General features: G+C 68.8%; 24 protein-coding genes and 1 pseudogene. 12 read left to right on the forward strand and 13 right to left on the reverse strand.

Annotated elements, in window-relative coordinates:
• Positions 1 to 110: 110 nt before the first annotated feature.
• Complete coding sequence (locus DDE10_RS00005; protein WP_114950689.1) at positions 111 to 731, reverse strand: tetratricopeptide repeat protein; 621 nt, start codon at positions 729 to 731, stop codon at positions 111 to 113.
• A 436-nt stretch (positions 732 to 1167) separates the two neighbouring features.
• The gene (locus DDE10_RS00010; RefSeq protein ID WP_114950690.1) at positions 1168 to 2373 is read right to left on the reverse strand and encodes a winged helix-turn-helix domain-containing protein; all 1206 of its coding nucleotides are present in this window, start codon (positions 2371 to 2373) and stop codon (positions 1168 to 1170) included.
• A 131-nt stretch (positions 2374 to 2504) separates the two neighbouring features.
• Here DDE10_RS00010 and DDE10_RS00015 point away from each other — a divergent pair, with 131 nt between their 5' ends.
• From DDE10_RS00015 to DDE10_RS00030, 4 genes are all read left to right on the forward strand, one after another.
• Positions 2505 to 3023 carry a DUF2975 domain-containing protein gene (locus DDE10_RS00015; RefSeq protein ID WP_114950691.1) on the forward strand — a complete coding sequence of 173 codons (519 nt, stop codon included), beginning with the start codon at positions 2505 to 2507 and terminating at the stop codon, positions 3021 to 3023.
• A 1-nt stretch (position 3024) separates the two neighbouring features.
• Positions 3025 to 3264: a helix-turn-helix domain-containing protein gene (locus DDE10_RS00020; protein WP_114950692.1), complete on the forward strand. Its 240-nt coding sequence runs from the start codon at positions 3025 to 3027 to the stop codon at positions 3262 to 3264.
• Positions 3245 to 4048 carry a hypothetical protein gene (locus DDE10_RS00025; protein ID WP_114950693.1) on the forward strand — a complete coding sequence of 268 codons (804 nt, stop codon included), beginning with the start codon at positions 3245 to 3247 and terminating at the stop codon, positions 4046 to 4048. The genes DDE10_RS00020 and DDE10_RS00025 overlap by 20 nt, the downstream gene beginning before the upstream one ends.
• A 141-nt stretch (positions 4049 to 4189) precedes the next feature.
• Positions 4190 to 5413 (forward strand): alpha/beta hydrolase, encoded by a 1224-nt coding sequence (locus DDE10_RS00030; RefSeq protein ID WP_114950694.1) that lies wholly within the window; start codon positions 4190 to 4192, stop codon positions 5411 to 5413.
• A gap of 16 nt (positions 5414 to 5429) precedes the next feature.
• On the opposite strand, the gene DDE10_RS00035 is transcribed toward DDE10_RS00030, so the two are convergent.
• Positions 5430 to 5723 (reverse strand): hypothetical protein, encoded by a 294-nt coding sequence (locus tag DDE10_RS00035; protein ID WP_114950695.1) that lies wholly within the window; start codon positions 5721 to 5723, stop codon positions 5430 to 5432.
• A 123-nt stretch (positions 5724 to 5846) separates the two neighbouring features.
• Between DDE10_RS00035 and DDE10_RS00040 the strand changes: the two genes are divergently transcribed.
• On the forward strand, positions 5847 to 7370 hold the full coding sequence (locus DDE10_RS00040) for a M20/M25/M40 family metallo-hydrolase (protein ID WP_114950696.1): 1524 nt from the start codon (positions 5847 to 5849) through the stop codon (positions 7368 to 7370).
• A 191-nt stretch (positions 7371 to 7561) separates the two neighbouring features.
• On the opposite strand, the gene DDE10_RS00045 is transcribed toward DDE10_RS00040, so the two are convergent.
• Both DDE10_RS00045 and cysK read right to left on the reverse strand, forming a co-directional pair.
• The gene (locus tag DDE10_RS00045) at positions 7562 to 8230 is read right to left on the reverse strand and encodes a hypothetical protein (protein WP_114950697.1); all 669 of its coding nucleotides are present in this window, start codon (positions 8228 to 8230) and stop codon (positions 7562 to 7564) included.
• Between the two features lie 58 nt (positions 8231 to 8288).
• On the reverse strand, positions 8289 to 9209 hold the full coding sequence (gene cysK / locus DDE10_RS00050; protein ID WP_114950698.1) for a cysteine synthase A: 921 nt from the start codon (positions 9207 to 9209) through the stop codon (positions 8289 to 8291).
• An 83-nt stretch (positions 9210 to 9292) separates the two neighbouring features.
• Between cysK and DDE10_RS00055 the strand changes: the two genes are divergently transcribed.
• A complete protein-coding gene (locus tag DDE10_RS00055; RefSeq protein WP_114950699.1) occupies positions 9293 to 9850 on the forward strand; it encodes a 2OG-Fe(II) oxygenase in 558 nt (185 codons plus the stop codon).
• 14 nt (positions 9851 to 9864) lie between these two features.
• Here the strand turns inward: DDE10_RS00055 and DDE10_RS00060 are convergent, their stop codons facing one another.
• On the reverse strand, positions 9865 to 11124 hold the full coding sequence (locus tag DDE10_RS00060) for an MFS transporter (RefSeq protein WP_114950700.1): 1260 nt from the start codon (positions 11122 to 11124) through the stop codon (positions 9865 to 9867).
• A 444-nt stretch (positions 11125 to 11568) separates the two neighbouring features.
• On the opposite strand from DDE10_RS00060, the gene DDE10_RS00065 reads away from it, so the two are divergent.
• Positions 11569 to 13296, forward strand: a complete 1728-nt coding sequence (locus DDE10_RS00065) for a DUF885 domain-containing protein (protein WP_114950701.1) — start codon at positions 11569 to 11571, stop codon at positions 13294 to 13296.
• Positions 13297 to 13310: 14 nt separating this feature from the next.
• On the opposite strand, the gene DDE10_RS00070 is transcribed toward DDE10_RS00065, so the two are convergent.
• On the reverse strand, positions 13311 to 13709 hold the full coding sequence (locus tag DDE10_RS00070; protein WP_114950702.1) for an endonuclease domain-containing protein: 399 nt from the start codon (positions 13707 to 13709) through the stop codon (positions 13311 to 13313).
• 115 nt (positions 13710 to 13824) lie between these two features.
• Positions 13825 to 16104 (reverse strand): ATP-dependent helicase, encoded by a 2280-nt coding sequence (locus tag DDE10_RS00075; RefSeq protein ID WP_114950703.1) that lies wholly within the window; start codon positions 16102 to 16104, stop codon positions 13825 to 13827.
• A 248-nt stretch (positions 16105 to 16352) separates the two neighbouring features.
• Here DDE10_RS00075 and DDE10_RS00080 point away from each other — a divergent pair, with 248 nt between their 5' ends.
• Positions 16353 to 17651, forward strand: coding sequence for an MFS transporter (locus DDE10_RS00080; protein ID WP_114950704.1), 1299 nt, complete (start codon positions 16353 to 16355; stop codon positions 17649 to 17651).
• Here DDE10_RS00080 and rsmD read toward each other — a convergent pair.
• Both rsmD and DDE10_RS23975 read right to left on the reverse strand, forming a co-directional pair.
• Positions 17648 to 18190: a 16S rRNA (guanine(966)-N(2))-methyltransferase RsmD gene (rsmD, locus tag DDE10_RS00085; RefSeq protein WP_114950705.1), complete on the reverse strand. Its 543-nt coding sequence runs from the start codon at positions 18188 to 18190 to the stop codon at positions 17648 to 17650. The two genes, DDE10_RS00080 and rsmD, sit on opposite strands and share 4 nt — an antisense overlap.
• 788 nt (positions 18191 to 18978) lie before the next feature.
• Positions 18979 to 19689, reverse strand: a pseudogene (locus tag DDE10_RS23975) (pseudouridine synthase); the annotation flags it as partial.
• A gap of 120 nt (positions 19690 to 19809) precedes the next feature.
• Between DDE10_RS23975 and DDE10_RS00095 the strand changes: the two are divergent.
• The 3 genes from DDE10_RS00095 to vapC are packed head-to-tail and all read left to right on the forward strand — an operon-like array spanning position 19810 to position 20918.
• Entirely contained in the window at positions 19810 to 20238 is a 429-nt protein-coding gene (locus DDE10_RS00095) for a response regulator (RefSeq protein ID WP_114950706.1), read from the forward strand.
• Positions 20239 to 20291: 53 nt separating this feature from the next.
• Positions 20292 to 20513: a type II toxin-antitoxin system VapB family antitoxin gene (gene vapB / locus DDE10_RS00100; protein ID WP_114950707.1), complete on the forward strand. Its 222-nt coding sequence runs from the start codon at positions 20292 to 20294 to the stop codon at positions 20511 to 20513.
• Positions 20514 to 20918: a type II toxin-antitoxin system tRNA(fMet)-specific endonuclease VapC gene (gene vapC / locus DDE10_RS00105; RefSeq protein ID WP_114950708.1), complete on the forward strand. Its 405-nt coding sequence runs from the start codon at positions 20514 to 20516 to the stop codon at positions 20916 to 20918.
• A 62-nt stretch (positions 20919 to 20980) separates the two neighbouring features.
• Here vapC and DDE10_RS00110 read toward each other — a convergent pair whose 3' ends face one another.
• Complete coding sequence (locus tag DDE10_RS00110; protein ID WP_114950709.1) at positions 20981 to 21415, reverse strand: CHRD domain-containing protein; 435 nt, start codon at positions 21413 to 21415, stop codon at positions 20981 to 20983.
• A gap of 290 nt (positions 21416 to 21705) precedes the next feature.
• Here DDE10_RS00110 and DDE10_RS00115 point away from each other — a divergent pair, with 290 nt between their 5' ends.
• Positions 21706 to 23427: an AmpG family muropeptide MFS transporter gene (locus tag DDE10_RS00115; RefSeq protein WP_114950710.1), complete on the forward strand. Its 1722-nt coding sequence runs from the start codon at positions 21706 to 21708 to the stop codon at positions 23425 to 23427.
• A 2-nt stretch (positions 23428 to 23429) separates the two neighbouring features.
• Here DDE10_RS00115 and DDE10_RS00120 read toward each other — a convergent pair whose 3' ends face one another.
• Both DDE10_RS00120 and accD read right to left on the reverse strand, forming a co-directional pair.
• On the reverse strand, positions 23430 to 24752 hold the full coding sequence (locus DDE10_RS00120) for a bifunctional folylpolyglutamate synthase/dihydrofolate synthase (RefSeq protein ID WP_114950711.1): 1323 nt from the start codon (positions 24750 to 24752) through the stop codon (positions 23430 to 23432).
• 130 nt (positions 24753 to 24882) lie between these two features.
• Entirely contained in the window at positions 24883 to 25734 is an 852-nt protein-coding gene (gene accD, locus DDE10_RS00125) for an acetyl-CoA carboxylase, carboxyltransferase subunit beta (protein ID WP_114950712.1), read from the reverse strand.
• Positions 25735 to 25814: the final 80 nt, after the last annotated feature.

Below are 25814 nucleotides of genomic sequence, written 5' to 3' on the forward strand. Positions count from 1 at the left end.
CGTCCGCTCGCCCATCATGGCTCGCCTCCCGCCTTGCTCAGCAGGATTGAATCAGAGCCGAGTCACCGCAGCAAGAGGAGATTTTCAACACTATCCGCCCTTTGCAGACGTCAGGGGAGCTTCATTCCACGGAGCCGATCACTGCTCGGATATCGAACCAGGTGCCATGCGAGCGAGGGAATTTTTGCGAGACAGTACCAATGGGCTGCGATCCTTCCGGAAAGGCCGAAGTCCTCCTTCCGAACTATCCATGCCAGCAATCCCATCGCGGGCAAGTGACCCGCTGCCCTCGCCATGTTGAGATACTTCACAGCTAGGGGAATATCCTGGGTGACCAGCTTGCCTCGGTAAAACGTCGATCCGAGGGAATACATCGCTGGCACATAACCGGCTTCGGCCAAGGTTCTCAGCTCAGCGACAGCCAATTCTCCTTTCTGCTGTCTTTCGTAGTGCGCGAAACGCTGAAATCGACCCTCTATGCACCCCCCGTCTGCCGATCTGACCAGCCATTCTTCGCCACGAGCGAGGTTGCGGTCATCGCCACCGGTCGTGGTGAGTGAATGGCCGAGATACATCATGGCTAATGTCGAACCTCGGCCGCCCAAGTCGGCCAGCATCGCTCTCCCACGGACTGAGTCCTCGTTCAGGAGTTGCAACGCGTCCCACAGCTCTCCGGGAAAGGGGTCATTATCCCATTCGCGCTGGATGTTTTCGCCAAGCTTGGCAGTCATGAATCGAAGCTATCGGAGCGGAGCAGCGGCCGCAATCAACGTTGGCAATCGACCCGTTTCGACCGACCTGGAGTTCGTGGAGAGTCCGGACCGGAATGCGAAACCTGATGTTCGGAGCGCGCAGGCGCCTTCTTCCGGCTACGACCCGGCGCCCTGGAGCGCGTGCAATTGGTCGGGACCCAAGGATCGGCGGAAAAGGCATCATGGCCAGCGGCCCATGGAGAGGCCGCATCAACAGGTCGAAGACATGGCCGCATCCCAACGGAGCAGTGGAGCACAGCCACCGGCACTTGCTAACGGAGCGCCGTCCAGACAGGGTCGATAGCGGACGCCCCAATGCATCTCCTTCTTTATCGTAGCTGACGAAGACAGTGGTGGCGAATTGGGCCTGACCCGGCTCGGGAACTCGCCAGCGGTCGCCTGATCGGCCTCGCTTCTAGCCGGCGCAGCGGGACAGCGCCGGCGCCAGGTCACCGCTCGGCTCGACCGCGACGCCCCCGAGGCCGAGCCACTCGGCCATTCGCCGCAGTTCTTCCATCAGCCGCGGCGCGGTCTCGTCCGGAGCATTCGGTTCGGCATGAGCGGCGCGCACCCGCAGCAATCCCGCCTGCCGGTCGGCCTTGAGGTCGACCCGGGCGACGATGGCCTCGTCCATCAGGAAAGGCAGGACATAATAGCCGAACACGCGCTTGTCGGCCGGGGTGTAGATCTCGATCCGGTAATGGACCCCGAACAGCCGCTCGAGCCGGGGCCGGTGCCAGACCAGGGGATCGAACGGGGCGAGCAGGGCCTGGGTGCGCAGCCGCCGGCGCGGCCGCTTCGCCTGGGCGTGGACGAAGGCGGGCTGCTTCCAGCCGTCCACCCGGACCGGGCGGATCGTCCCCGCCTCGACCAGCTCGTCGATGCGGGGGAGGGCGTCGTTCGGCTTCAGCCGGAAATAGTCGCGCAGGTCGCCCGCGGTGGCGATGCCGACCGCGGCGGCGGCGCGGGCGAGCAGGGTGCGCTGGGCGTCCTTCTCGTCCGGCGTCGGCAGATCGAGGATCGCTGGGGGCAGCACGCGCTCGGGAAGGTCGTATACCCGCTCGAAGCCGCCACGCCGCGTCGCCGTCGTCACCAGGCCGGCCCAGAACAGCCATTCCAGCACCCGCTTGGTATGGCCCCATTCCCACCAGCCGCCGCGGCCCTTGCCCTCGTCGAAATCGGAGGCGGCGAGCGGGCCTTCGGCGCGGATGCGCTCCAGCACCGCCTCGGCCTCGTGGCGGCGCTCGCCGGCGAAGGCGCGCATGCCGGCCCACGTCCCCTCGCCGCGCTCGGCCCGCGCCATGCGCCAGCGCAGCAGCGGCTGGAGCTCGACGGGGAGAAGGGAGGCCTCGTGCGCCCAATATTCGAACAGCCGGCGGCGGCCGCACCCCCATGCGGCGGCGTCGAGCGCGTCCCGGTCATAGCCCCCGGTGCGCGAGAAGACCGGGAGGTAATGGGCGCGGGCCAGCACGTTGACGCTGTCGATCTGGAGGACGCCGAGCCGGCCGACGATGGCGAGCGGTCGGGAGGCTCCGCCGGCGAAGCCCTGCGCCGCCAGGGCGATCCGCCGCGCCTTGGCGAGCGTAACCGATTCGATCTCTTGGTCCCGCCCGCCGGTCATTCCCGACCTGTGGCGCGGGGCGCCGCCGCACGCAAGCTTAAGGAGGAACGGCGGTCTTATCGAAAAACGGCTTGTGCTATATCGAAAAACAATATAGATGCTATTGAAGCTCGATAAGGAGGAGTTCCGGAATGCCTGTCCGATCCGACGCCGTCATGCGGACGGCGAACGCCATCCTGCGCCTGCTCATCTTCCTCAACATCGGCGGTTTCGTGCTGATCGCCCTCTTCGGCGCGATGACCTTCCATCCGGGCCTGCGCGACGCCGTCGTCTCGACGCAGGGCGCGGCGGCCGCCGACGACATCCTGCTCACCTTCCGGCTGGTCGTGCTGGTCGTCGCCTTCGTGGTGCCGCTGGCGCACGTCCTGCTCTCCCGGCTTCGGGACATGGTGGCGACGGTGGCCGCCGGCGATCCGTTCGTGCCCGCCAATGCCGCGCGGCTGAAGACGATCGCCTGGTGCCTGCTCGGGATCCAGCTGTGCGACCTCGCCTTCGGCGCCGTCATGCTGATGCCCGGCGCCCGCGAGGAGGTGATGTCGGGCTGGACCTTCTCGGTGACGGGATGGCTCGCGGTGCTGCTGCTGTTCGTGCTCGCCCGGGTCTTCGACCAGGGCGCCCGCCTGCGCGACGATCTCGCCGGGACGGTCTGACATGGCCATCGCCGTCAAGCTCGACGACCTGCTCCACGATCGGCGGATGACGCTGACCGAGCTCGCCGATCGGGTCGGAATCACCCTCGCCAACCTGTCGATCCTCAAGACCGGCAAGGCCAAGGCGGTCCGTTTCTCAACGCTGGAGGCGATCTGCGCGACCCTGCGCTGCCAGCCCGGCGACCTGCTCGAATATGTCGAAAGCCCGGAAGGAGCGAGCCATGCTGAAGATGATGATTGAAGCCTATCGGACGAGCGGGCGGTTCATGCGCGTCCTGCCCCTGATCGTCGCCATCCCGGTGGTCGCGGAACTGGTCCAGCATGTCGTCGAATGGCGGACCGGCATGTTCGACAGCTATGCGATGGCCGAGGCGGTCGCCGAGCATCCGGCGCGAATGGGCTTCGGCCACGTGAAGGTCGCCGCCTTGTTCCTCACCGGCTATTGGGCGATGCGGTTCCTCGCCTTCGAAGGCGACGCCCGGCGGACGCTGCGCTGGGATCCGACCGCCATCGCGCTCTTCTCGCTCGTCCTGGTCTTCCAGGCGCTGATGACCCTGGTCCAGGACCAGGCGGGGAGCTGGCTCGCCGCGATCGTCCCCGCCGGCGGCGCCCTTCTCCTCGCGGGGTTCGTCGCCCTGCTCGTGGCGATGGCGGCCGAGCTCTATCTGGCGCCGTGGAAGGCGGGCGCAGCGATCGGCGAGCCGCACCTTCACTGGGCGGCCTCGTTCCGGCTGATGCGCGGCCAGATTGGCTGGAGCTTCGGCTTCACCCTGGCAATGCTCGCCCCGACCATGATCCTTCACTACCTGCTCAACGGCCTCGCCATCGGCCGGCCGCCGGCTCTTGCCGCGATCGTGCTCGCCGCGGACTCCCTGCTCGTCGGCTATATGGCGATCCTGCTCCCCGCGGCGAACTACCTCGTCGCCCGCCGCGCAGCCGAGCGCAACGGCGCGCGACTGGTCGGCTTCGCGCCGCCCGTCGCCCGCGAGGCGCAGCCCACCAAGGCCGCTCCGGCCGTGTCCTGAGGCTGGGCGACCTCGGTCGCGATCCTCCTCGCCCTACGGCCGGTCGGAACGATCCCGACGGTCGTAGGGCGGGAAGGAGACTCGCCTTGGAGAAGGCTGAATGCCATGCAGGGCCGGTGATTTGGCCGGGGGAATAGCGGCATGCGTCTTATGCGATCGTTCGTCCTGCTGCTGGGCTTCTTCGTTTGCGCCGGGACCGGCGTTTCGTTGTCGGCCGAGACGCCGAGGCGGAGCTACGTGATCGGCGAGGAGCACAGCCTGCGCTCAGAGATACTCGGCGAGGAGCGGACCTTCTGGGTGGCACTGCCGGAAAGCTACGGATCGAGCCACAGCTATCGCGACTATCCGGTGCTCTACGTCCTCGACGGCAACCTGTTCTTCCCGTCCTTCGCCGGCGCCGTCCGGCAGCTCAGCGCCGATGCCACGCCGCTCATCCCCGAAATGATCGTGATCGGCATCAACAGCAGCCAGCGGGCTCGCGACTCCACGCCGACCGCTTCCCGCACCGGCCCCAACGGCCGCGAATCCGAGGATTGGGCGGCGAGCGGCGGCGCCGAGGCCTTCCAGCGATTCGTCGAGCGCGAGCTCATCCCCCATGTCGAACGGAACTTCGCCGCGAGCGACTATCGGGTGCTCGCCGGCTATTCCCTCACCGGCCTGACCGTGGTCCACAACCTGCTCACCCGTCCCGAGGTGTTCGACGCGCATATCGTCATGGACGGGGCGCTGTGGTGGGACGATGCGATGATCCTGGAGCTGGCGCGCGAGGCGGCCGGCCGGCCGCGCTTCGACGGCGACCAGCTCTTCATCGTGACGACGACGCAGCGTTACCCGACCCCCTACATCACTGTGGAACCCGGCGGGCGAGAGCTGGCGGCGTTGCTCTCGGCGCGGCCGGTTCCGGGCCTGAGGGTCGTCCACCATGAACGCACACGGGAGACCCATCACAGCCTGCCATTGATCAGCCTCTACGAGGGCCTCGCCGCCATCTTCGACGGTCACGCGATGACCCTCGACGAGCTCTATCTGGCGCCTCGCGAGATCGAGGCGCGGTTCGAGCGGCTGTCGGAACGGCTCGGCCACGTCTTCCATCCGCCGGAAGGGACGATGGACTTCTTCGGCTACAATTTCATGCGCTACCTGCCCGAGCGGGAAATGGACAAGGCGCTCGTCTTCTTCGAGCTCAACACCCGAAGCTATCCCCGATCGCCGGGCGCCTGGACGAGCCTTGCCGAAGCCCGTCTCGAAATGGGCGATGCCGCAGCCGCGCGCCAGGCGCTTGCCCGCGCGCTCGCGCTGCGGCCCGGCTACGAGCGGGCCCAGAGGGCGCTGCACGCCATGGAAACCGGCCAGGGATCGCGCTGAGCGCGCGCGTGGCGGTTCAGCCGCCGTTGCTCGGTTCCGCGGGGGCGGGCAGGTCCACGTCGGGCAGCTCGATGTCCGGCGTCTCGATATTGACGTTGATGTCGGTCTCGTCCGCCGCCTTCTCGAGGCCGCCGCCGAAGACGAGGAAGGCGACGACGGCGAGCATGACCAGCACCACGGCGAGGGCCAGGATGCCGCCGCTGCCGCCGCGCCGCTCGCCGGTCTGGATGATCGTCGTCTCGCGCTGGATCGGCGGCGGCGCCGCAGCCGGCTCCTCCCGGACCGCCCGGTCCGTCTCTCGCTCTTCCATGATCGAACTCCTCACTGTTTCGGGGGCGCAACGCCGGGGCGAGGAGCGAGGTTCCGGCCGGGGCCGGCTGGACGCGCCCGCGAGCGGGCGCTTTACTGACCGCCAAATCATAGGGAGGACGCGATGGACGAGGGTTTTTCGGCACAACGGCGCAGCCTGATCAAGGGGGCCGCCGCCACGGCCGCCTTGCTCGCCCCCGGCGCGGCGCTCGCCCAGTCCCGGCGCGACTCGGATCGCGAGGCGATCGCGCGCGCCGTCGAGACAGGGCAGGAAGCGACGCTCGCCCGGCTGCGCGAATGGATCGCCCTGCCGACCATCGCCGCCGAGGGGCTCAACATCGAGGCCGGCGCCGATCACATGGCCCGGCTCGCCACCGAGGCGGGATTCACCGGCGTCCGCAAGGTCGCGACCGGCGGCGTGCCGGCCGTGTTCGGCGTGCTCGACGCCGGCGCCCGCCGCACCGTCGGCATCTATTTCATGTACGACGTCAAGCAATTCGATCCGGCCGAATGGTCGTCGCCGCCGCTCGAGGGCCGGATGTTCGATCACGCGCTCGGCAGCGCCATTCGCGGCCGCGGCGCGGTCAACCAGAAGGGGCCGGAGACCGCCTTCCTCGCCGCGCTCCACGCCTTCCGCGCCTCGGGCCGGCGGCTTCCGATCAACCTGGTCCTGCTCGCCGAGGGCGAGGAGGAGATCGGTTCGCCCAACTTCCGGAACGCCTTCCGCGATGCCGAGGTGCGGGCGGCGATGGAGCGAGCGGACGGGGTGATCATCCCCTCCGCCTCGCAGGGGGCCAGCGGCGCGGTGACGATCAGCCTCGGCGCCAAGGGCATCATCGAATGCGAGCTGGTGGCGAGCGGCGAGCGCTGGGGCCGCGGCCCGGCGCGGGACGTCCATTCCAGCCTGAAGGCGCAGGTGGACAGCCCGGTCTGGCATCTCGTCCACGCGCTCACCTCGCTGGTGCGGGATCAGGGCAACACCCCCGCCATCGACGGTTGGTTCGAGCATGTCCGGCCGCTCACCGAGCGCGAGCGGGCCTTGGTCGCCGAGGCGGCCCGCACCCGCCCGGAGGAGGAGGTGAAACGCCAGCTCGGCGTCCAGCGCTGGATCGACGACCTGCCGTGGCGCGAGTCGCTCGAGCGGCTGGTGTCGCAGCCCACGGTCAATATCGAGGGGCTCGTCGCCGGCCATACCGGTCCCGGCGGCAAGACGGTGCTTCCTGCCCGCGCGGTCGCCAAGCTCGACCTCAGGCTGGTGCCGAACATGACGGTCGAGGATTGCCTGCCCAAGCTTCGCGCCCATCTCGCCGCCCACGGCTTCGGCGATATCGAGGTCAGCATGTCGGGCGGTTACGATCCGACCGAGACGGCCGAGGACAGCAACGTCATCCGCGCCCAGCAGGCGGTGATGACGCGTTCCAACATTCCCTGGACGCTGTCGCCGCGCAGCGCCGGCTCCTGGCCGGGATTCCTGTTCACCGGCGATCCGCTGCGCAAGCCGGCCGGCCAGTTCGGCCTCGGCCATGGCGGCGGCGCCCACGCTCCCGATGAGTTCTTCCTAATCGAGAGCCGCAACCCCGCCGTCGCCGGGCTCAAGGAAGCGACGATGGGCTATGTCGACTTCCTCTACGAGATGGCGGCGAGCTGAGGGGGCCGAAGCCCACATCGTCACTCCGGGGGTGAAGCCATCTTCTCTTCGTCATCCTGGCGGAGGCCCGGATCTCACTTCTTCACGACCACCTCGTCGATGGTCCTGCTAGGTATTGAGATTCCAGCTTTCGCTGGGATGACGGCGGGGCTTCTTGGGCGAAGCCGCGGCCGGCCGCCTTCCGCGGCCGCCTACCCCGCTCTCGCTTCCGTGCCGTCTTCCGCCTGCGTCATCTCGTCCGGCTGCGGGGCCGGCGGGCGGCCCGGCCAGGGGCCGGTGCGGATGAAGCGATCGAGGTCGGCGTCGATATCGAGTCCGGCCGGGGCGGTGATCCGGTATTTGACCAGCCAGTCGCTTCCGACGAAGCAATAGAGGTCGGCCTCGGAGCGCACCTCCTGGCGCTCGCCGTCGAACGGCGCGGTGAAGCGGTAGACGGCGCGATGACTGAGCCCGGGCTCGATTCCGGCCACTGGCGGGGCGGTCCCCTGATGGAGCTTCAGCGCGCCGGCATTCTGCGCCTCGATCGCGCCGCGCACGCCGTCGAACTCGCGGCCGCACAAGGCGACCCGGCTCTGCTCGGCGCCGTCGGTCTGGCCGAGCCGCGACGCCGGATAGATGTAGATGCTGAGCACGATTCGGCCCGTCGGCCGGACCAGATTGTAGGTCGCGCTGATGTCCCGGCCGGCCTCGTCATATTGATGGACGTTGCCGCGCCGGAACTCGCCGACCCGTTCCGGGAATTGGGCGTCGGCCGCCGCATGCGCGATCGTGCCGGGCCGGTCGATGCGCTGCTGCGCGGCGGCGCCGGTGGCGGCGGCCGCGAGCAGCGCGGCGACGGCGCACTTGATCATGGTCTTCATCGGGCATCCCCTGCCGTTCGGGCGAAGCTTGCCCGAAGGGCAGGGGAATGCAAGCGGATCACTGCTCCGGCAGGAAGTCGGGCACCGAAAGATAGCGCTCGCCGGTATCGTAGTTGAAGCCGAGCACGCGCTTGCCGGCGCCGATCTCGCCCAGCTTCTGCCGGATCGCGGCCAGGGTCGCGCCCGAGCTGATCCCGACCAGCATGCCTTCCTCGCGGGCGGCGCGCTTCGCCATTTCCTTGGCGTCGGCGGCCTCGACTTGGATGGTGCCGTCGATCAGGCTGGTATCCATGATCGCGGGGATGAAGCCGGCGCCGATGCCCTGGATCGGATGCGGCCCCGGCTGTCCGCCCGAGATGACCGGCGACAGCGTCGGCTCGACCGCGAACACCTGAAGGCCCGGCCAGGCTTTCTTCAGCACCTCGGCGCAGGCGGTGATATGGCCGCCGGTGCCGACGCCGGTGATCAGCACGTCGACCGGAGAGTCGCGGAAATCCTCGAGGATCTCGGCGGCGGTGGTGCGGCGGTGCACCTCGAGATTGGCCGGATTCTCGAACTGCTGCGGCATCCAGCTGTCCGGCGTCTCCTCGATCAGCTGCTTGGCGCGCTCGATCGCGCCCTTCATCCCCTTCTCCTTCGGGGTCAGGTCGAAGCTGGCGCCGTAAGCGAGCATCAGCCGACGGCGCTCGAGGCTCATGCTTTCGGGCATGACCAGGACGAGCCGGTAGCCCTTGACGGCGGCGACCATGGCGAGACCGATGCCGGTATTGCCGCTGGTCGGCTCGATGATCGTGCCGCCGGGCTTGAGCTTGCCCGACGCCTCGGCCTCCTCGACCATCGCCTGCGCGATGCGGTCCTTGACCGAACCGCCGGGATTGGCGCGCTCCTGTTTGATCCAGACCTCGGCGTCGCCGAACAGGCGGTTGATCCGGACATGCGGCGTCCGGCCGATCGTCTCGAGCATGTTGGCGGCTTTCATGGCGTCTCTCCCTTGGAAGGTTTCGAGGAACGGGAACGAAGGTTGAGCCGGGCGCCGATCCGGGGCACGCTCGATCCTAGCATATGGCGGCTTCGCGGACCTATCTCGCCCGGCCGGATGCGTTCACCCCGGGCGAATGCGACCGGATCATCGCGCTCGGCGAGGCCGCCGGGGCGGTAGCGGCGCCCGTACATGGCGGCGGCGGCTATGCGCTCGATCGCTCGCAGCGCGACGTGAACACCGCCCTGGTCGGCCGCGAGCCGATGACGGCCTGGCTGTTCGACCGGCTCGACGCCCTGTTCGCGCGCGGCGCCGAGGCCTTCGGCCTTCCGGTCGGCCCGGTCCGGGAGGATGTCCAGATCCTGCGCTACGATGAGGGCTGCCATTTCGTCGCCTGGCACACCGACAGCGGGCTCGACCGGATCGACGCGCGGCGCATCTCGCTGTCCATCGAGCTGTCGGCGCCCGAGGATCATGACGGGGGCGATCTCGAGATCGTGCCCGACCGGATCGGCTGCGCGCGGAGCCTGCCGCGCGGCAGCGCGCAGATCTTCCCGTCGCGCGCGCTGCACCGGGTGACCCCGGTGCGCCGCGGCTGCCGCTGGGCGCTGGTCGCCTGGACGGGCCTCGCCGGGGACTAAGGAGGCGGCGCGGCTCATGTCGCGGCCGGCCTTTCCTCGGCCGGGGCGTCGAAGCTGCGGGCGCGGCGAAGCTCCGGGAAGCGCGCGGCGTAGAGCAAGGTGACCGCGATCGCGCCGGCGCCGCCGGCGACGACCGCGGCGACCGGTCCGATCAGGGCGGCGAGGAAGCCCGACTGGGCGTCGCCGAGCTCGTTGGAGGCGGAGATGGTGAGCTGCGAGACCGCGCCGACCCGTCCGCGCATCGCGTCCGGCGTGTAGAGCTGGATCAGCGACTGGCGGACATAGACGGAGAACATGTCGGCGCTGCCGATGACGAACAGAGCGAGCAGCGACAGCGGCATCCATCGCGACAGGCCGAAGGCGATGGTGGCGCCGCCGAACACCATCACCGCGCCGAGCATCTTCATGCCGACCTCGGTCCGCAGCGGGCGGAAGGAGAAATAGAGAGCGGTGAGCGCGGCCCCGGCCGCCGGTGCCGCGCCGAGCTGGGCGAGCCCCTCAGGCCCGACCGCGAGGATGTCGCGCGCATAGATGGGCAGCAAGGCGGTCGCGCCGGCCAGGAAGACGGCGAACAGATCGAGCGTGATCGCGCCGAGCACCAGCCGGTTGGTGCGGACATAAGAAAGGCCGTCGATCATCTGGCGGATCGGATGGCGGGCTCGGTCCCGGTCGGGCCGCGGCACCGGCCCGATCAGCATCAGGCAGAGGAAGGAGACGAGGAAGAGGCCGACGCTGGCGCCATAGGCCGATGCCGGCTGCCAGGCGTAGAGATAACCGCCGATCGCCGGGCCGCCGATCATGCCGGCTTGCCAGGAGATGGAGCTCAAGGCGATCGCATTGGGCAGGATCTCGCGCGGCACGAGATTGGGGGCGAGCGCCCCGAGCGCCGGACCGGAAAAGGCGCGGGCGACGCCGAGCAGCCCGGCGACGACGAACAGGACCGGCAGGCTCATCGTCCCGGCCCAGGTGAAGCCGGCGAGGATGGCGGCGCACAGGACGAGCAGCAGCGTCGTCACCCGGGCGATGTGGCGGCGGTCGACATGGTCGGCGACCCAGCCGGTGACCGGCGTGAGCAGGAACAGGGGCAAGAATTGGATGAGGCCGACGAAGCCGATCTGCGCCGCCGAGGCGGCCGGGCTCATCGTCAGCCGGGCGATGTTGTAGACCTGCCAGCCGACGATCAGCAGCATCGCCGACTGGCCGAGATTGGTCGTCAGCCGGGCGACCCAATAATAGCGGAAATTGGGAATCGCGAAGGGCGAGCGGGGCGGCATCGTCCCGCCACTTAGGTCCCGGCGCGGGGCGCGGCAATGTCCCGTCCGCGCGCGGGACCGTCAAAGGAAGGAAATGGCGCCGGGCAGCGCGGGGGCGCGAGATTGGTGCGCCCAGCGGGGAGGGAAGGGAGAATTTCCGCCACGCGTGCGACCGTCATCCCGACGAAAGTCGGGACCCATGAACTCTGAAACATCCAGGTTCGGACCGCGCGCTCCGCCGGATGCTGCTTCGGTTCATGGTCCGCGGCTTTCGAGCGCGTGAGGAAATCTCCCTTCTCGTCATCCTGGCGAAGCTCGTTTCCGTCCTCGTCGCCGACAAGGCATTGAGATCCCGGCTTTCGACGGGATGACGGATGGGGGCGCTGATCACCGCTTCGCCGCCCCTTGGCACCGCGGCTTCGCCCATGCCACAACCCCTTCGGGCTCGCCGGGAAGGATGATCGAATGAACCGCAAATCGCTGCTCGCCGCCTTGTCGGCCGGCGCCCTCCTGATCGCCGGCTGCACCCTGACCGAGACGCCGTCGCTCGAGACGATCGAGGCGCGCTCTGCCTGGCCCGACTTCATGACTCGCACCATCGAGGGCTATTTCGCCCTCAATCCGGACTTCGCGGTCGGCCAGGGCCGGCACGATTATGACGGCCGGCTCCCCGACTGGAGCCCGACCGGGCTCGCCAACCGCGTCTCCTTCCTGCACTCGGCGATCGCCGCCGCCCAGGCGTTCGGCGACGGCGATCTCACCGCGACCCAGCGCTTCGAGCGCGACTATCTGGTCGCGAGCCTGCGCGGCGATCTCTTCTGGGAGAGCGTCGCCGAGCAGCCCCTGACCAATCCCGATTACTATGTCGGCTCGCTTGATCCGTCGGTCTATGTCACGCGCGCTTATGCGCCGCCGGCGCAGCGGCTTCGCGCCTATCTCGCTTATTTGAGGAACGTGCCGCGCGCGGCCGGGGAAATCCGCGCCAATTTGCGCACGCCGATGCCGCTCACCTTCATCGATTACGGCAAGGCCGGCTTCGGCGGCTTCGCCGAATATTATCGCGGCGACGGCATCGCCGCCTTCGCCGAAGTGCAGGACGCGGTGCTCCAGGCGGAGCTGCGCACGGCCTCGGAGACGGCGGCCCGGGCGATGGCGGACCTCGCCGACTGGTTCGAGGCGCAGCGGCCGCGCGCGACCGACAATTACGCGCTCGGGGCCGAGCGCTTCGCCCAGATGCTGCGCGATACCGAGATGGTCGATCTGCCGCTCGTCGAGCTGGAGGCGATCGGCCGCGCCGACCTCGAACGCAACCGGCAGGCCCTGCGCGAGGCCTGCGCCGCTTATGCGCCCGGCGCGAACGTGCCCGACTGCATGGCGCGGATGAGTGCCGACAAGCCCGAGGGCGGAGCGGTCGCCGGAGCCCGCCGCCAACTCGCCGGACTGAGGCAGTTCATCGAGCGCAACGACCTGGTCAGCATTCCCGGCACCGAGCAGGCCCAGGTCGAGGAGGCGCCGCCCTACAATCGGCAGAACTCGGCCTATATCGACATTCCGGGCCCTTTCGAGCGCGGGCTGCCCTCCGTCTATTATATCGCGCCGCCCGATCCCGCCTGGTCGCCGGAGGTGCAGGCCGGCTTCATCCCGGGCGAGGCCGATCTCCTCTTCACCTCGGTGCACGAGGTATGGCCGGGCCACTTCCTCAACTTCCTCCACGCCAACCGCTCGACCTTCCTGTTCGGCCGGGTGTTCGTCGGCTACGCCTTCGCCGAGGGCTGGGCCCACTATACCGAGGAGATGATGGTCGAGGCCGGGCTCGGCGAGGCCGATCCGGAGATCCGCATCGGCCAGCTCTCCAACGCCCTGCTGCGCGACTGCCGCTTCCTGTCTGCGATCGGTCTCCATACCGGCGGCATGAGCGTCGAGCAGTCGCGCGTCATGTTCCGCGAGCAATGCTATCAGGACGAAGGCAATGCCCGCCAGCAGGCGGCGCGCGGCACCTACGATCCCGCTTATCTCAACTACACGATGGGCAAATTGCTCATCCGCCGCCTGCGCGAGGACTGGACCCGCAGCCGCGGCGGCCGCCAGGCGTGGAAGAGCTTCCACGACGGCTTCCTGAGCTATGGCGGACCGCCGATCCCCCTGGTGAGGCAGCAGATGCTGGAGGAGGCGACGGCAAGGGCGGTGTTCTGATCTCCCTCTCCCCTTCAGGGGAGAGGGTCGGGGAGAGGGGGAGTCGGGGAGGTTCCCCGAACCGACTGGGAGGCAGAACGTAGAGCCTCCCCAATTGCAATCAGCACCCCCTCCAAATTCCCCATCACCTCGCCATTGGTGAAACGAACGACGCGATAGCCCCGTCGTTCGAGAAGCGCGGTCCGCCGCGCATCATAATCCTCGGAACAGGCATGCGTGTCGCCGTCGACCTCAATGATGAGCATCGGTTTGCGACAGGCGAAATCGGCAATGTAACGACCGATGACCTGCTGCCGGCGGAACTTGGCGCCTTGGAACCGCTTGGCGCGGAGCATGTGCCAGAGCCGGCGTTCCGGCGCGGTCATTTCGCGGCGCATTTCCTGCGCGTGCTCGAGGAGTTGCGGGTCGCGCATGGCGGTTCTCCTGATAGTTGGAACGTATCAGGAACACGGATGGGGCGCAAGCTTGGGGGCGCTCCGACTCCCCCGCTCCCAACCCTCTCCCCTGAAGGGGAGAGGGCTAGTGCACTCACGCCACCGTCACGAAGCTGTCGATCACTCGTTTGCGTCCGCTCTGCTCGAAGTCGATTTCGAGCTTGTTGCCCTCGACCTCGGCGACCTGCCCGTAGCCGAACTTCTGGTGGAACACCCTCTGACCGACGGCGATGTCGCTGCGGCCGGGATTGCCGAAGCTGACCGCGCTGGCGCGGGCCTCGATCACCCGCGGCGGGGTGCGTTCGAAGCCGCCGCCGGCGGCGGCGCGCTGCCAGCCGGGGCCGCGGCCGGTGCCGCGGGCGACGTCGGCGAACGGATCGGCGCGCTCGGACCAGTTGGCGCGCCACAGCGACTCGCCGCCGCTCATCGTCGTCTCCTGCTCGACATGCTCGTCCGGAAGCTCGGCGACGAAGCGCGAGGGGATGGACGAGGTCCACTGGCCGTAGATGCGGCGATTGGCGGCGTGGAGGATGATGCAGCGCCGGCGGGCCCGGGTGATCGCCACATAAGCGAGCCGGCGCTCTTCCTCGAGGCTGGCGAGTCCGCCTTCGTCGAGAGCGCGCTGGGACGGGAAGACGCCTTCCTCCCAGCCGGCGAGGAAAATGGTGTCGAATTCGAGGCCCTTGGCGGCGTGGATGGTCATCATCGTGACCTTGTCCGAATCCGCGTCGGCGTCATTGTCCATGACCAGGCTGACATGCTCCAGGAAGCCGCCGAGCGTCTCGTAATCCTCCATCGCGCGGGTGAGCTCGGTCAGATTCTCGAGCCGCCCGGCGCTCTCCGCCGACCGGTCGGCCTGGAGCATCGCGGTATAGCCCGATTCGTCGAGCATCAGCCGCGCCAGCTCCGGATGGGGCAATTCGTCGAGCCTGGCGCGCCAGCGGGCGAAATCCCCGACCAGGTTGCCGAGCGAGCGGCGGGCCTGGCCGGTCAGCTCGTCGGTGTCGAGGATCTGGGCGGCCGCCATCGACAGCGGCACGTCCTGGGCCCGGGCGAGAGCGTGGATCTTCGACACCGCCTTGTCGCCGAGCCCGCGCTTGGGAACGTTGACGATGCGCTCGAAGGCGAGGTCGTCCGCCGGCTGGTGGATGAGGCGCAGATAAGCCAAGGCGTCGCGTATCTCGGCGCGCTCGTAGAAGCGGAAGCCGCCGACGATCCGGTAGGGCAGGCCGATCGCGATGAACCGGTCCTCGAACTCGCGGGTCTGGAACTGAGCGCGCACCAGGATCGCGCACTGGTCGAGACGCCCACCGCTTCGCTGGATCGCCTCCAGCTCCTCGCCGACCCGGCGCGCTTCCTCCGGCCCGTCCCAGACGCCGATCACCCGGACCTTGTCCCCCTGCGGCATCTCGGTCCACAGCGTCTTGCCGAGCCGGCCGCCATTATGGGCGATGACGCCCGAAGCGGCGGCGAGGATATGCGGCGTCGAACGGTAATTCTGTTCGAGCCGGATCACCTTGGCGCCGGGAAAGTCCTTCTCGAAGCGCAGGATGTTGGAGACCTCGGCGCCGCGCCAGGAATAGATGCTCTGGTCGTCGTCGCCGACGCAGCAGATATTCTTGCGCTCCTGGGCGAGCAGCCGCAGCCACAGATACTGGGCCTGATTGGTGTCCTGATATTCGTCGACGAGGATGTAGCGGAAGCGCTGCTGGTAAAGCTCGAGCACGTCGCGGTGGGTGCGCAGGATGACGAGCATGTGGAGCAGGAGGTCGCCGAAATCGCAGGCGTTGAGCTGTCTCAGGCGCTCCTGATAGGCGGCATAGAGCTTGGCGCCGCGGCCATGGGCATATTCCTCGGCCTCGCCGGGATCGACCTGGTCCGGGGTCCAGCCCTTGTTCTTCCAGCGGTCGATCATGCCGGCGAGGGTGCGGGCCGGCCATCTCTTCTCGTCCACATCGGCGGCGACGATGAGCTGCTTGAGCAGCCGCAGCTGGTCGTCCGTGTCGAGGATGGTGAAGTTGCTCTTGAGCCCGACCAGCTCGGCGTGGCGGCGCAGCATCCGCGCGCCGATCGCATGGAAGGTGCCGAGCCAGGGCATGCCCTCGACGGCGCCGCCGACGAGACGGCCGACCCTTTCCTTCATCTCGCGCGCCGCCTTGTTGGTGAAGGTGACGGCGAGGATCTCCGACGGCCAGGCGCGGCGGGTGAAGAGGAGGTGGGCGAGCCGCGCGGTCAGCGCCGCGGTCTTGCCGGTGCCGGCGCCGGCGAGGACAAGCACCGGCCCGTCGGTGGTGAGCACCGCCTCGCGCTGCGGCGCATTGAGCCCGGCTATGTAGGGCGGCTCGGCGGCAGGGGCAGGGGCGGTCTCGGTCACAGCGAACAGTTAGGGAACGGGAAGCGGAGACTCAATGACTTATCGGCAACTTCCCCTCTCCCCTTCAGGGGAGAGGCTGGGAGAGGGGGCGAGGTTGGAGGCGGACGGAGCGGGTCGACAATCACGGACTCCCCCTCTCCCTCGCCGCTGCGCGGCTCTTCCCTCTCCCCTGAAGGGGAGAGGGGGGTGTGGCCGATGCTTGACCCCATCCCCTCCCTCCTTCACCCAGGCCGCGAAGGGGAGGAGTCATGGCGAACGCCTATCGGTCGAACGCGCGGGTGCTGCTGGCGAGCATGGTCGGCACGTCGGTCGAGTTCTACGATTTCTACATCTACGCGACCGCGGCCGCCCTGGTGTTCGGCCCGCTCTTCTTCCCGTCCGAATCCGAGTCGGCGCAGCTGCTGCTCTCTTTCGCCAGCCTGTCGGTCGCCTTCTTCGCGCGGCCGATCGGGGCGATGGTGTTCGGCCATTTCGGCGACCGGATCGGCCGCAAGTCGACCCTCGTCGCGTCGCTGATGCTGATGGGCGGCTCTACCCTGCTCATCGCCTTCCTCCCCACCTATCAGACCGCGGGCTGGCTCGCACCGCTCTTGCTCTGCCTCCTGCGTTTCGGCCAGGGCTTCGGCCTCGGCGGCGAATGGGGCGGGGCGGCCCTGCTCGCCGTCGAGAATGCCCCGGCCGGCCATCGCGCCCGCTTCGGCATGTTCCCGCAATTGGGCGCGCCGATCGGCTTCATCGCCGCCAATGGCTTGTTCCTGCTGCTCGGCGCCTTGCTCACCGAGCGCCAGTTCGTCGAATGGGGATGGCGCATCCCGTTCCTGCTCAGCGTCATCCTGGTCGGCGTCGGCCTGTGGGTGCGTCTCAGGCTCACCGAGACGCCGGCCTTCGCAGCGGCGATGGAGGAGGCGCCGCCGGCGAAGGTGCCGATGGCGGAGCTGTTCGCGCGCCACGCACGGCCGACCATCGCCGGCATCTTCGCCGTCGTCGCCTGCTTTGCCGTCTTCTATCTCGCGACCGCCTTCGCGCTCGGCTACGGCACCACCAGCCTCGGCTACGACCGCGAGTCCTTCCTCGCCGTCCAGCTCGGGGCGATCCTGTTCATGGCGCTGGGCATCGTCCTCGCCGGCTGGTGGTCCGACCTCACCAGCCCCAAGGCGATGCTGTTGGCGGGCTGCGCCGGCACGATCCTCGTCGGCGCGCTGATGGCGCCCTTGTTCGGCAGCGGCTCGCTGCCGGCGATCTGGCTGTTCCTCAGCCTCGCTTTGTTCGTCATGGGATTCCTCTACGGCCCTCTCGGCACCTATCTGCCGGATCTGTTCCCGGCGCGGGTGCGCTATTCGGGCGCCTCCATCTCCTTCAACGTCGGCGGAATCCTCGGCGGAGCGGTCGCACCGATCGCCGGCCAGGCGCTCGCCGAGCGCGGCGGCCTCGTCTATGTCGGCCTCTATCTCGCCGCGGCGGCGGTGATCAGCGCGGTGGCGATGGCGTCGCTGCGAGGGACGGCGAGCAAGCCCGGCCCGCACGAAGGGCGGAGCACGCCGGCCTAGCTCTTCTGCAACAGGGTGAGAATCGCTTTGCCGAAACGGCGGTCGGTCTCGAGCTCCAGCCCTTTGGGCACGGCCAGCGTCTCGCCTGAGGTCTCGACGCTGAGCCAGGCGCCGGGGGCGAGCCAGCCCGGCTGCGCGACCCGCTCGAGCGCGGCCTGGGCGAGGCCGGCGCCATAAGGCGGGTCCATCAGCACGAGATCGAAGGGAAGGGCCGGTGGCGGCGCATGCTCGACCGATTGCGGGCGCACGTCGACACGTTCGCCGGCGCCGAGCCGGTCGATATTACGCTTGAGGATGGCGATCGCCTCGCGATCCTTCTCGACGAAGAGGCAATGGGCCGCGCCGCGCGAGAGCGCCTCCAGGCCGAGCGCGCCGGTGCCAGCGAACAGGTCGGCAACGCGCAGGCCTTCGAAGGTGCCGAGCCGGCTCTGCAGCATCGAGAACAGGCCTTCACGGGCGCGGTCGCTGGTCGGACGGGTGCCGCGTCCGGGCGGCGCGTCGATCGGCCGCCCGCGCCAGGCGCCGGCGATGATCCTCATCTTTTCCGTCCCGGACCCGATCCGCGGGGCGAGCCGGGGCGTCCTCCCGGCCGGCGGCGGGCGCCGGCTTCCGAAGAGCGCCCGCCGTCGCCGCGCCGCGGGCCGGATCCTCCGGGTGGACGGTCTCCGCTCCTGCCGCGCTCGCCGGGGCCGGCCTTGGCGCCGCGCGATCGCTCGGGGCCCCGTGCCCCGGCCTCGGCGGCGCGCGCGCCTCGCTGCTTCGCACCCTGACGGTCGGTGCGCGCAACGCCCTCGCCGCCGCGCGGCGGTGGGCCCGACGAGCCGGGTCGCCGCCCGTCTCCGGCGGATGGATGGTCTGCGCGCCTGCCGCGCTCGCCGGGGCTCGTCCTGGCGCCGCGCGGCCCCTGGGATCCCCGCTCGCCGGTCTTGCGCTGAAGGGCGGCACGGGAAGCGGCGGCCTTGCCTGGACCGCTTCCCTCGATGCCGGCCCGCTGCGTCCGGTCCCTCGGTGCCCCGGCCGCGGCAGCGCGAGCGCCCGATCGATCGCTGCGAACCCCTTCGCCGCGAAGGTCGGGCGGGGCGGCGCCGCCGTGACGGCCCGCCTTTCGCGCAGGTGCGGCACGGAGACCGGCTGCCTTTCCGGGGCCGCCTCGCTCGGTCCTCGCTTGCTCCGTCCGGTCCCTCGGCGGCCTCGCCGCGGGAGGGCGGGCGCTCCGGGGCTCGGCGCGGTCCGCGTCCCGCTCGCCGGAGCCCGTTCGGCGCGGTGCACGTGCGTGTGCCGCGGCGCGGGCCATCGCCGTTTCGTCCCGTTCGCCGGGAGGCAAAGCCAAGCTCTTCCGGAAGGCGACGAGATCGTGCTGGCGGATTTCGTCGACCTCGCCGGCCGGCAGGTCGCCGAGCGCGAAAGGGCCGTAGGCCGTCCGGAGCAGCCGCGATACCTGCAGGCCGAGATGCTCGAGGACCCTGCGGACCTCGCGATTCTTGCCTTCGCGCAGCCTGAGTTCGATCCATTGGTTGCGGCCGGTCCGTCGCTCGAGATTGGCGTCGATCGGGCCGTAGCGCACGCCTTCTATCTCGATCCCCTCGATCAGTTGCTCGAGCCGTTCCTGGCTGATCTCGCCGAAGGCGCGGGCCCGATAGGTGCGCTCGACGCCGGTGGCGGGGAGCTCGAGCTGGCGCTTGAGCTCACCGTCGGTGGTGAGCAGCAGCAGCCCCTCCGTGTTCATGTCGAGCCGTCCGACCGGCATCAGCCTCGGCAGCTCGCCGGGCAGGCGATCGTAGATGGTTGGACGTCCCTTCGGGTCGCGCTCGGTGGTGAGCAGGCCGGCGGGCTTGTGGAAACGGAAGAGCCGCGCCGGCGCCGGCGCCTTGACCGGCTTGCCGTCGACGGTGACTCCGTGGAGCGAGGCAAGCAAGGTGGCGGGCGTCTCCACCGGTTTGCCGTCGATGGCGATACGGCCTTCCGCGATCATCCGCTCGACCTCCCGGCGCGAGGCGATGCCGGCGCGGGCGAGCAGCTTGGCGATGCGCTGCGTTTCGCGGGGAGCGGCCAGTTGATTTCTCCTGAAAATGCGTCCGACCGATGGCGAAGCGGGGCACCAGCAGCAAATTGCTTCGTTTCGCAATCACATCGAAGGCAATGAGGACCGGCACCTACCATGCTCTTTAGCAAGCGCGAAAGGCTCATCCGGCGTATTCTCGTGGTCGAGGACGAGCCTCTGGTCGCCTTCGACAACGAATATCTGCTGACCGACGCAGGCTATGAGGTGGTGGCGACCGTCGACAGCCTCGCCGCCGCCGGCGAGGTGATCGGGCGCGAGCCGCTCGATCTCGTCCTGACCGACATCAAGCTGGCGGGGGAGGGGGACGGCACGGGCGTCGCGCGGCTTGCCGGCGAGCGGAGCATTCCGGTGCTGTTCGTCACCGGCCAGCCCTGCGACCACGTGCGCACCCTCGGCCTGGGCTGCCTGGCCAAGCCCTATTCGGAGAAGGTGCTGAAGAATGCGCTGGAGGCGATCGATCGCCACCTCCGGGGCGAGCGGCTGAAGAAGCTGCCCGCCCAATTGACCCTGTACGAGGCGGCCTGAGTCCGACTGGAAGGCTTGCCTGGGATATACTTCAGGGATATACTCGATTGACCATGGCTCGGACCACCCTTTTCAAGTCGAACCGTTCTCAGGCCGTTCGGCTGCCGAAAGAGGTCGCTTTTCCTGAAAACGTGAAAAGCGTCACCGTTCGGCGTGAGGGAAACAAGCGCATCATCACTGCTGGCGATGGCAGCTGGGACGACTTCTTCGATGCGCCGGGCATCGATCTGGGCGCGCGCGAACAGCCGGGCCCGCAGGAACGCGCCGGTTTCTAGGTGCTCCGTTATCTGCTGGACACGAATCTTTGCATTCGCGTTTTGCGGGAGCGACCAGCCGACCTCCGGCACCGATTCAATGCGGAGGCGGCGGGGCTGTGCACGTCCAGCATCGTTGCCTACGAGTTGCTTTTCGGAGCCGAGAAGTCGGATCGGCCTGAGCACCACCGGCGGCAGGTGGAGAATTTTCTGGAGCGGTTGGTCGTACTCGACTTCGATGTTTCGGCAGCCGCGCATGCCGGCGAGATTCGCGGAATCCTCCAGCGCCGGGGCACGATGATCGGTGCCTACGACCTTTTGATCGCCGGACATGCGAGAAGCCGCGGACTGACGCTCGTCACCGGCAATCTCGGCGAGTTTTCCCGAGTGGAAGGTCTTCGCTGCGAAGATTGGACTGTTGATTAGCGGTCTAGGGAGCCACCAGCTTGGCGGCTCCCGTTCCTGGCTATGATAGGACTGACCTCGGTTCAGCCGGAGCTGGGGCCGAGCTGGCCGCGTATGGCCCCTTCGGGATGCTCGCGGGTCTTGACCAGCACGTAGAAGCCGGCCGGATTGGCCTGGATCTCGTCGGCGAGCGTGTCGCCGACATTGTCGCAGTCGTCGCTGTCCTCGTCGTCCGGCGCGTCGAGATTGACCACGGGTGGGCCTTCGGTGCCTTCCGTGCCGCGATGGATCTGGGCCGAGAGCACCTCGTCGATGCTGCGCACCTCGAGATCGGTGCACAAGATGTTGAAGCTGTCGTCGATGCGGACGCGGGCGCGTCCCCAGCCGTCGGGATCGCCGACTCCGGTCAGGTTGTGATCGGTGAGCACCGCGCGGAACTCGGCGGCCATGGCCGGCGTGGCGACCAAAGCCGTCGCGGCCATCGCGGCCAGCATTCGGCTCTTGCGGATATCGAACATGTGACTCTCCTTTCCTGTCGGAAGATCGCCGCGGCGTTCGTGCGCGGCGGCGGTCGGGAGCAGGATGCGGGGGGAGGCGGCATGTTCCGGAAAACGCGGCCAGCGGATGCCTGGCGTGGACGAGCGGCGGGACCGGCGGCTGCTGTTCACCGGAGCGAAAGCATCATGGCGTTTGTGGGACACAGGCGCCGCGCCGTCGCGGCGCGCGCGATCCGACGAGTGCGCGTCCCGGGCTCCCGGCGACGCGCAAACGGGCTTTCGGGTCCGGAATCCGTCGTTACAAGGGCCTCATGAGCGACATCAGCACGACCGCAGCGAAGAAGCCGGGTTGGCGCACCCTGGCGCGCTCGCTGCGCAATCCGAAGTCGGGCTTCATGGCGCTGTTCGGATTCGCTTCGGGGCTGCCGTTCGCGCTGTTTCTCGGCACGCTCTACGCCTGGTTCACCGAGGCCGAGGTCGATCTCGAGACGATGGGCGTCTTCTCGCTCATCGGGCTCGCTTATTCGTTCCAGTTCCTGTGGTCGCCGCTGGTCGACAAGATCGACATTCCGGTCCTGCGCCGGCTCGGGAAGCGCAAGCAGTGGATAGCGCCCGCGCAGCTCCTGCTCGGGATCATCCTGGTGACGATGAGCCTGCTCGACCCGAGGAGCTCGATCGGCCTGTTCAGCCTGCTCGCCGGCATCGGCGCCTTCGCCAGCGCCACCCAGGACATCGCCATCAACGCCTGGCGCATCGACATCGCCGACGAAGAGGCGACGATCGACATTCTCTCGACGGTCTATCAGATGGGCTTCCGCCTCTCGTCCCTGGTCGGAGGGGCGCTCGGCCTGATCATCGCCGCACGGATCGGCTGGCCGCAGACCTACGTCATGCTGGGAATGATCCTGCTGGCGATCGGAATCGTCGGGCTGTTTGCGCCCGATGCCGGGAAGTTTCGGACGATCATCGCCGCGGGCGACGAGATCGACGAGCTTTACCAGCCCGGCGAATTGCTGCCGAACATCCGCAAATGGGGCCTGCTGGCCGTCGGCCTGCTGTGGGCCTGGGCGATCGGCACCGTTCTCGTGTTCATGGTGCGCTCGATGACCGCGCTGCCCGAGGACCGTCCCAACCCGACCGAGTTCACCGCCACCTATGGACCGTTGATCGTCATCGCCACGATCGTCCTGCCTGCCTTCGTTGCCGCCTGGCTGGTGAAGCTTCGTCGCGAAGGGCGCCACGTGATCCCGGTGGAGGGCGGGGCGGAATCGCGCGCCGGTCAGGTGACCGATCACTTCTACCGCGCTCTGGTGCTGCCGCTGGTCGAGTTCGTCGGCCGGATGGGCTGGTCGTTGGTGCTGATCCTCGCTCTGGTGCTGACCTATCGCATCTGCGATTCGATCTGGGGCACCTTCGCCTATCCGTTCTACCTCGGTGAGCTCGGCTACACCAACGACGAGGTCGCGTTCGCCTCCAAGTTCTTCGGCATCGGCGCGATCATCCTCGGGTTGGCGGTGGGCGGCTGGCTGATCGTCGTGTTCGGTCGCATGCTGACCCTGACGCTGGGCGCAGCGCTCTCGGCCGCGACCAACCTGCTCTACGCCGATATGGCCGTGGGTGGTGCGACCATGTCGGCGGTCAGCCATGCGATCGGCTTCACCTGGGCGGTCGAGCAGTTCGGCGGCACCGAGCGATTGGCCCGGCTGATGATCACGATCGGCGGCGAGAACCTCGCCATCGGCATTGCGGGCGCGGCCTATATCGCGTGGCTCTCCTCGATCGTCGCCAAGGGGTACAGCGCCGTGCAATATGCGCTGCTCGCCTCGCTGACCCTGCTGGTGGGAACGCTCGGGCGCGGCGCGCTCGGCCAGATGATCGAGGAGCGCGGATATTATTTCGTGTTCGTCTTCACCGCCTTGATCGGCGTGATCGCGGTCGTGCTGTGCGTGCTCGAATGGATCCGCGAGGCCCGCGCAGGCCGGGCATCGGGCGTCGTGGCGCCGGAGCTCGCCGAGGCGGCGCCGGCGGAATAGGATCAATTGGGCGGCTGATCGTTCGCCTGGAGCACGTCGCCGGCAAGATAGAGCGAGCCCATCACCAGCACGACCGGCGGATGCGCCGGGTCGGACTGACGGGCGATCCAGTCCAGTGCCGCCTCGACGCTCTGCGCGGGCACGGCGCCGAACCCCATGTCCCGCGCCGCAGCGGCGATCGCCTCGGGCGGATTGTGGTCGTGTCCCGGGACCGGGATCGGGTGGAACAGGATCGACCGGCCGCGGAACGGGCGCAGCAAGGCGGCGGGGTCGCGATTGGCGAGCAGGCCGAGGACGATGTGGAAGGGGCGTCCAGGCGACGGACGCAGCCGGAAGAAGTCGGCGACGGCGCGGGCCGCCGCTCCGTTGTGGGCGCCATCGAGCCAGAGCTCGCTGCCCGCGGGCAGGCGGTCGTGGATCGGGCCCGGCGCCAGGCGCTGCAGCCGGGCCGGCCACTCCGCCCATCCCATCGCCGCCCTCAGCGCGGATTCCGGGACGGCCAGCGCGTCCTGGTGACGGAGCATCGCGACCGCGAGCGCGGCATTGGCCGCCTGGTGGGCGCCCGCCAGCCTCGGCAGCGGCAAGGCGAGGCTTCCCCGTCCATCGCGATAATGGATACGGCCGGCGCGGACCTGCGCGTCCCAGACGCCGCCGCGGGGAAGCCAGAGCGCACCCGCCTCCGAGGCCGAGCGCGCGATCGGCTCCGCGACCCGCTCCGGATAGAGCTGGGTGACGAGAGGCACCCCCTTCTTCGCGATTCCCGCCTTCTCGGCAGCGATCTGCTCGAGCCGCGAGCCGAGGAAAGCAGCGTGGTCGAGCCCGAGCTGGGCGATCCCGCAGATCGCCGGCGCGACGAGGTTGGTGGCATCGAGCCGGCCGCCGAGTCCGACCTCGACGATGCAGGCGTCGGCGGGCGTCCGGGAAAAGGCGAGAAAGGCGGCGGCGGTGGTCGCCTCGAAGAAGCTGATCTCCATCCCCTCGGCGCAATCGAGCGTCTCGGCGAGCAGGGCGGCGAGCAGGGCATCGTCGATCAGCCGGCCGGCCAGGCGGATGCGCTCGTTGAAGCGGACGAGATGGGGGCTGGTATAGACATGGGCGGTCAGCCCCGCCGCCTCGGTCGCCGCGCGCAGGAAGGCGCAGGTCGAGCCCTTGCCGTTGGTGCCGGCGACGTGAAGGACCGGCGGTAGCTGCAGTTGCGGATTGCCGAGGCGCTCGAGCAGGGCGCGGATCCGGTCGAGCCCGAGCACGGCGCCGGCCGGTTCGAGCCGGGCGAGGCGGTCGAGCTGGCGCTGGACGTCGGGGTCGGCGGAAACGGCGAAATCCATCTTCAGTCCCTCTCCCCATCAGGGAAGAGGTGAAGAGAGGGGCAGGTGGGGAAGCGATTTACGGGCGCCTGCGAGCTGTTCCCGATTCCCCCTCTCCCGACCCTCTCCCCTGAAGGGGAGAGGGCTCTGCTCACGCCGCTTCCCGGTGCGGCGTCAGATAGTCGAGCAGCAAGGCCAGGCGGGGGCGCAGGTCCCGGCGGTGGACGACCATGTCGACCATGCCGTGGTCGCGCAGATATTCGGCGCGCTGGAAGCCCTCGGGCAGCTTCTCGCGGATGGTCGATTCGATCACGCGCTGGCCGGCGAAGCCGATCAGCGCGCCCGGCTCGGCGATGTGGACGTCGCCGAGCATCGCGTAGGAGGCGGTGACCCCGCCGGTGGTCGGATCGGCGAGTATGACGATATAGGGAAGGCCCGCTTCCTTGAGCTCGGCGATGGCGACGGTCGTCTTGGGCATCTGCATGAGCGAGAGGATGCCCTCCTGCATGCGGGCGCCGCCGGCGGCGGTGACGATCGCATAGGGGCTTCGGCGTTCGATCGCGGCGCGGGCGCCGGCGACGAAGGCGGCGCCGACCGCCATGCCCATCGATCCGCCCATGAAGGCGAAGTCCTGAACCCCGAGGACGAGCGGGCGGCCCTCGATCGCGCCGCTCGCATTGATCAGCGCGTCGCTCTCGCCGGTCTGCTGCCGCGCCGTCTTGAGGCGGTCGGTATAGCGCTTGGAATCGCGGAACTTGAGCGGGTCCTCGCGCACCTGCGGCGCGGGCAGCAAGGTGTAGCCCGGGTCCAGCAGCATGTCGAAGCGCCGTGCCGGACCGATCCGGCCGTGATGCTCGCAGCGCGGGCAGACGAACAGATTCTCCTCATATTCCTTGAGGAAGACCATGGCGTCGCATTCGGGACATTTGTGCCAGAGCGTCTCCGGCGTCTCCCGCTTCGGCAGGAAGGGGATCTTGTTGCGGACCCGGTTCAGCCAGCTCATCTTCGTACGACTCCTCGGCCGGGCGGATAAGACGGGGAGGGGGAGAAGTCCATCGCGGGCGACATCGTTCCGTCGTTCGT

Source organism: Sphingosinicella terrae (genome assembly GCF_003347635.1).
GTDB lineage: Bacteria > Pseudomonadota > Alphaproteobacteria > Sphingomonadales > Sphingomonadaceae > Allosphingosinicella > Allosphingosinicella terrae.